The organism is Nodosilinea sp. LEGE 07298, from assembly GCF_015207265.1.
Classification (GTDB): Bacteria; Cyanobacteriota; Cyanobacteriia; order Phormidesmidales; family Phormidesmidaceae; genus Nodosilinea.
Map to the genome: position 1 here is coordinate 1 of NZ_JADEXE010000358.1, position 6001 is coordinate 6001.

The following is a 6001-nucleotide window of genomic DNA, read 5'->3' on the forward strand; positions in this document are numbered from 1 at the left end:
TTGACTCAATTGGTCTTGCAGTTGACGATACAAGAGGGGTGTTTCCATGAGACTGGCCTTGAGTTGGGGAATTCAAGCCTCTCATGAAATGCCCCTTCCCATCTACCCTGTCTCATTTGGGACTCCTTTCACAACAACCCTTTCAGGACTTTTCTGCACCACCAAGCCGCCCTGCTCACGCTGAGCCATATTACGGACAACCTGTTGGGTCGCAAAGAAGGTTCCATGGTTGATATTGAGGTAGCGATCGCAGTCTGCTTCAGAATGGTCAAGAAAGGTTTTTGGCAGGAAAACGCCAGCAGAATTTACCAAGTAATGAACATTCGGCAACTCATTCGCAATGCGTTCTATAAGGTGCAATGTCTCTTGGCGATCGCTGATATCTGCCTGCCATCCCTGAACTTTGCCGAACTGCTTCAGGTGAGACAAGGCTGCCTGAAGCTTATCAAAATTGCGTACGACCACAGTTACAGATGCTCCATAATTTAACAGGGTTTCTGCAACTGCCTGACCAATGCCACTACTTCCGCCAATGATTAATGCTTGCCGATGCTGAAATTCTGTGTACATCGTTTATTTCCTGTAAGGTTTGAGAGTAATATGCTTTCAGCCAATATATTAAGCAAACCCTAACGGGTTTAGGAAGTATGTACCTTCTAGCAAGGTAGGCACTTTTAGGTACAAATTGAAGCGAAATTTAGAAAAACCAGTTTATGTCAGATGGATGTAAAACAAGCCAGAAAAAATACTTCCGCCGCTGCCATGGTTGAGTACATCGTTGGTTGTAAGTGGTCAATGCAGATCTTGAGTCTGATTCGTCAGGGGATTGATCGGCCTGGAGTAATTACACGCTCTATTGATGGACTCACAACAAAAGTACAAAACGATTGCCTGAGTCAAATGGTTGATTTTGGCATTCTAGAAAAAAAATCCTACCCAGAGGTTCCACCACGGGTTGAATATAAGCTCACTAGCCTTGGGCAGCGCTTCATGGCAATCTTGGATGCGATCGCAGAGTTGCAGGGTGAGATAAATGCTAATCACGATTGAGTCTTTGGGTGCGGCAATGTAGTGCGATTCTCGAAACGTTCGGGAACTGACTCAGAACAAGTGTCCGCTTCAGAATCGGGCATTCCTGGTATCCGCATTCTTAATCACGCGAGCATGTGCAGCAAATTCCAGGTGCATAAACGTAGGCAGAAACCGGGTTTCTCGCCGCACCAAAAATTCTTAAGCGATTATCAGGGAGTTCTCAGGCTGAGTGGTTACGTTCAGGAGTAGCTCTCCATGAGTAGAGGCTTTCCCTGTAGATTGTTTTGGCGCTGCTGTTAATGCGTATTCACCACTAGCCTGCCGATTTAGCTACCGATTTTCAGGAGAACTGCTATGGGCGCTTGTGTTTTGATGATGGTGCGGGGGGTAGGGTATGTGCTGCGGGAGTAGGGGCGCAGCCGGAATTTCTCCTGATACCGTTCTGGTCATCATCCCGATCCTCAATGAGGAGGCATCGATTGGAGCGGTCATTCAGGCCTTACAGTCCTTGGGGCTAAGGCACATGGTCGTGGTGGATAATGGCAGCGACGATCGCGGCCCTGATCTGGCCGCTCAAGCCGGGGCTAAGGTGCGCTATGAACGGCGGCGCGGCTACGGTCAGGCCTGCTGGTGTGGGTTACAGGCCATGCCCGCTAGTGTAGATTGGGTGCTGTTTTGTGATGGCGACGGCAGTGACGACCTGGGCACAGTTCCCGCTTTTTTGGCCTTGGCCCAGCAGGGGGTTGATCTGGTGCTGGGCGATCGCACCGCCACGAGAGCTGGACGGGCCGCCCTCACCCCAGCCCAGCGGTTTGGCAATTGGCTGGCGACGACGCTGATTTGGCTGGGCTGGGGCCACCGCTATCGCGATCTGGGGCCGCTGCGGCTGATTCGTCGTAGCGCCCTAGATCAAATTCAGATGCGCGATCGCGGCTTTGGCTGGACGGTCGAAATGCAGGTGCGGGCGGTGGAGTGCGGGTTTACCTGGCGAGAACTGCCTGTGGCCTACCGACCCCGGCAGGGGGGAAAGTCTAAAATTTCTGGCAACCTGCGCGGCAGCTTTCAGGCCGGGGTAATTATTCTCGGTACCCTGGGCTGGCTTTATGGGCGACGACTACGGCAAGGTAGGTAGGCATGGCAACTCTTTTAAACCTAACTCCGATGCGTTGGCAAAGCCTCTCCGGAGGAGAATCGCCCTGGCAACTGGGGGCCAGCGGGCTGCTGCTGGTGCTAGGGGCAGCGCTGATGGCTCCCCACGGTGACGTGTTTTATCCAGAAACCTTGCACCAGTTTTGGATCGCAGCGGCGGTGATGGGGGCGGGCTTTGCGCTCTCATGGAGGCTGCGGGTCGTGCCGCTGGCTGCGTTTTGGGGCGTGGCGGTGGTGACTCGCCTGCTGCTGCTGCCCATGCACCCCGGCATCGATGTGTGGCGCTACCTGTGGGAGGGCTATATTCAAACCCTGGGCTTTAGCCCCTACCATTTCGCGCCCCTGGCCCCGGCCCTGGAGCCCTTTCGCACCGATTGGTGGTCCCAGATTGTCTTCCCCGATGTGACCGCCATCTACCCGCCCATCACCCAGCTGGGGTTTCGCGGGCTGGCGGCGATCGCCCCCAGCCTCTACCTGTTTAAGCTGGCCTTTGCCCTGGCCGACCTTTTGGTCTGTGGGCTGCTGTGCCGTCGCTTTGGTGCCGCCCGCACTGCCCTCTACGCCTGGAACCCCATTGTCATCTACGCTTTTGCCGGGGGTGCCCACTACGACAGCTGGTTTATTTTGCCTCTAGTGGCGGCCTGGCTGCTGGTCGAGCCCCCTGATCAAACTTCGCCCCCCTCCCTCTGGCCCTGGCTGGGCAGCGCGGTGCTGCTGGGGGTGAGCATTGCAGTCAAGTGGGTGTCGCTACCGCTGCTGGCCTGGCTGGTAGTGCAGGGGTGGCGACAGTTTAAAGGATGGCAGGCGATTGTCTTGGGGCTGGGGGGGCTGTTGCCTGTGGTGCTGTCGGCCCTACCCTTTTGTGGGCCTACCCTCTGCCCGCTCATCCCCACCAGCTCGGCCTTTGTGGCCTATGGCCGCAGTGCCGAGCTGCTGCCCCACCTGGTGGCCCAGGTCTGGCCTGCCTCCCTACAGACGAACTGGATCTATGGCCTGCCGCTGGCGCTGGTAGTGATCGGGCTGCTGTGGCGCAGATTGTCTTTTCAGCACTTTGCTATGGGCTACTGGTTTAGCCTGTTCATGCTCAGCCCAATCATGCACAGCTGGTATTTCACCTGGCTGGTGCCCTTTGCGGTGCCGAGCCAAAATTGGGGCGTCAGGCTGGGTAGTTTATCGATCTTTGTCTATTTTGTGCTGCCCTCCCGCGTCCCCGACTGGCAGCTGACCCTAGCCGAACGACTGCTGCTGTGGTTGCCCTTTGTGGTGGGCTGGCTGTGGACGGTTTACCACGAGAGCACTGAGTTGCTAGCAGATGATAGGTAGCCGAAAGTTTTGCCTGGTAATTGCTTTTGAGATTTCAGGTCAATCCAACCCTGACTATCATCGCTAACGCCATTCGGGTGGCTGACCACCTATCTCAGCGACTGGGAGGACGACAGTCTGCCGAGCAGGATGATAGAAGGACGATAGCAGGTGGCCTCCTGGGCGAAGCTGCTGCCGAAGACGCTAAAGCCTTGGAAAAGGAGGCTATGGCAGCCCTGGGTATTGAGTTCTATGAAACCGAAGTACCGGCCCACTATTCCTGGGATGAACTCCAGACCTGGTTAAAACCAACCTCGTAATTCGCCCATTACTTATATCTAGGAGCTATTCCATGGCTGAGAACGACAACCTCACAACCCAATCGGTCGGCTTTACCGTGGCAGATATGGCGCGATCGCTGGACTTCTATACCCAAATCCTGCCCTTTCAAAAAATCTCCGACCAGCAGCTATCTGGCAAGGCCTTTGAGCAACTGACCGGGTTGTCGGACATTACCCTGCGGGTGGTGCAGTTCCAGCTGGGAGATGAAATTTTAGAGCTGACAGAATACTCATCGGAGGGTAAGCCCATTCCTGCCGACACTCGCAGCAACGACCGCTGGTTTCAGCACTTAGCTATCGTCGTCAGCGATATGGAAAAGGCCCACCACCAGGTTCAGCAGCACTTAGTGCGGAACGTTTCTACTCAGCCGCAGACTCTGCCTCAGTGGAACCCCGATGTTGCTGGCATTCAGGCCTTTTACTTTCAAGACCCCGACGGGCATTTCCTCGAATTGATTCAGTTTCCACCCGATAAAGGCGCTGCGAAGTGGCGTCAGGATAGTGACGATCTGTTTCTGGGCATCGACCATACCGCCATCGTCGTTGCCGACACAGACACCAGCCTTGAGTTTTACCAAGACACTCTGGGGCTAGCGCTTGAGCAGAGCATCGAAAACTACGGCCAAGAACACGAGCATCTCAGCCGGGTGCCAGGAGCGCACCTAAAGATTACCCGGCTCAATCCGTCCCAGGGCATTGGGGTAGAGCTGCTGGAGTATCTCGCTCCCCAGGATGGTCGCCCTATGCCTGATGATGTACGCCCCAACGACATAGTGCACTGGCAAACCACGCTGGTTGCGAAAGATGTCCTAGCCCTGACCGCACAAACTCTAACCGAGCCCGTTTCCTTCGACTCATCCGGAGTCGTCACGGTACCGCCTGACATTACCGGATTTAAGCAGGCTGCCCTGGTGCGAGATCCCGACGGGCATGCCCTCCGCCTGGTAGCAGTGGCTTGACCTGAACAGTCGATTTCATTAATCAGGTAGTCTGATTCCTCCAGCCCGTCGATGGGGAGTTGAACGGGACTGGAGTCGGCCGCGATCGCCGCCTTGCGAAACCGTAACTCCTGGTCATGGTCCCTAAATCTGGCTGGAGTGTTGTTAATTGTTCTCTGTCATCAGTTAGCAGCAAAAGCTTCTCAGGGGCCAGGTAAACGTACCGGGGCATTGAGTTTTGCCCTAGAGATTTCCATTGGTCCTTGAATAATTCTGCTTGCAGATGGTAACCCTGGTCCAAGGGGATACTGTCGTCATTATTTAAGGATAGGTGAAGCCTCAAAAATAGGGTGACGCGGTGGGGCGTTTCGCTGGCAGCAATCACCCGGATTGGAAAGGTATTGGGTTGATTAGAACAGTTCACTAGCTCAATGTGGTGGGCGCGAAAACCCACATGGGTCAGATTTTTAGGAATCGGGCTAGATACCTCAAGGGTGCAGCCCCAGGCTGGCACGTCAACCGTTGTCGCTGAGGCTTGAGTGGCCCTGGCGATATTTTTGCAGCCGGTAATCTGAGCGGCGATCGCACTTCCAGGCTGCTCAAACACCTGGTGGCGAGTTCCTGCCGCCACGGCCTGCCCCGCTGCCATCACCATAATCTGAGGGCACACCCGAAACACCTCCTCCAGGTTGTGGGTGACAAACAGCGTCACCCCTCTATAGCTGGCCAGGGTGGCGATTAGCTGCTGCTCGACCTGGCTGCGCAGGTACGTATCTAGGGCCGAGAGGGGTTCATCTAGCAGCAGTATCTCCGGTTCTGGGGCCAGGGCGCGGGCCAGGGCCACCCGCTGCTGCTGCCCGCCGCTGAGCTGAGCGGGGTAGCGATCGCCCAACCCTGATAACTGCATGGCCTCCAGCCAGCTGCTGATCCGCTGCAACTGCTCTACCCTGGGTAAATGCTGCAAGCCAAAGCCAATATTCTCGGCAATGGTCAAGTGGGGAAACAGTGCATAGGTCTGAAACAACAGCCCCACCCGCCGCTGGTGACTGGGCAGATTAATCCCCTTTTCACTATCAAATAGCACCCGCCCATTGAGAATGATTTGTCCGCTGGTTGGCGTTTCTACCCCCGCAATGCAGCGCAGGGTCATCGATTTGCCCGAGCCCGATGCCCCCAAAATGCCCAGGGCCTCGGCCCCAGCGGTAAAGGTGACCTGGAGGGGAAAGGTCGCCAGAGACT

The 6001-nt window shown here is 55.7% G+C and carries 7 protein-coding genes; 5 read left to right on the forward strand and 2 right to left on the reverse strand.

The features are described from left to right. Positions 1-102: 102 nt before the first annotated feature. A complete protein-coding gene (locus IQ273_RS29180; RefSeq protein WP_194026617.1) occupies positions 103-570 on the reverse strand; it encodes an SDR family NAD(P)-dependent oxidoreductase in 468 nt (155 codons plus the stop codon). A 150-nt stretch (positions 571-720) separates the two neighbouring features. Between IQ273_RS29180 and IQ273_RS29185 the strand changes: the two genes are divergently transcribed. The 5 genes from IQ273_RS29185 (at position 721) to IQ273_RS29205 (ending at position 4783) form a co-directional block, all read left to right on the forward strand. Next, the gene (locus tag IQ273_RS29185) at positions 721-1050 is read left to right on the forward strand and encodes a helix-turn-helix domain-containing protein (protein ID WP_228054119.1); all 330 of its coding nucleotides are present in this window, start codon (positions 721-723) and stop codon (positions 1048-1050) included. A 376-nt stretch (positions 1051-1426) separates the two neighbouring features. Further along, positions 1427-2164: a glycosyltransferase family 2 protein gene (locus tag IQ273_RS29190; RefSeq protein WP_194026618.1), complete on the forward strand. Its 738-nt coding sequence runs from the start codon at positions 1427-1429 to the stop codon at positions 2162-2164. A 2-nt stretch (positions 2165-2166) separates the two neighbouring features. Beyond that, a complete protein-coding gene (locus tag IQ273_RS29195; protein WP_228054121.1) occupies positions 2167-3504 on the forward strand; it encodes a hypothetical protein in 1338 nt (445 codons plus the stop codon). Positions 3505-3530: 26 nt separating this feature from the next. Further along, positions 3531-3803, forward strand: a complete 273-nt coding sequence (locus IQ273_RS29200; RefSeq protein WP_194026619.1) for a hypothetical protein — start codon at positions 3531-3533, stop codon at positions 3801-3803. Positions 3804-3835: 32 nt separating this feature from the next. Continuing rightward, on the forward strand, positions 3836-4783 hold the full coding sequence (locus tag IQ273_RS29205) for a VOC family protein (RefSeq protein ID WP_194026620.1): 948 nt from the start codon (positions 3836-3838) through the stop codon (positions 4781-4783). Positions 4784-4805: 22 nt separating this feature from the next. On the opposite strand, the gene IQ273_RS29210 is transcribed toward IQ273_RS29205, so the two are convergent. Beyond that, positions 4806-6001: sulfate/molybdate ABC transporter ATP-binding protein (locus IQ273_RS29210; protein WP_194026621.1), on the reverse strand; the 1196-nt coding region annotated here is incomplete at its 5' end.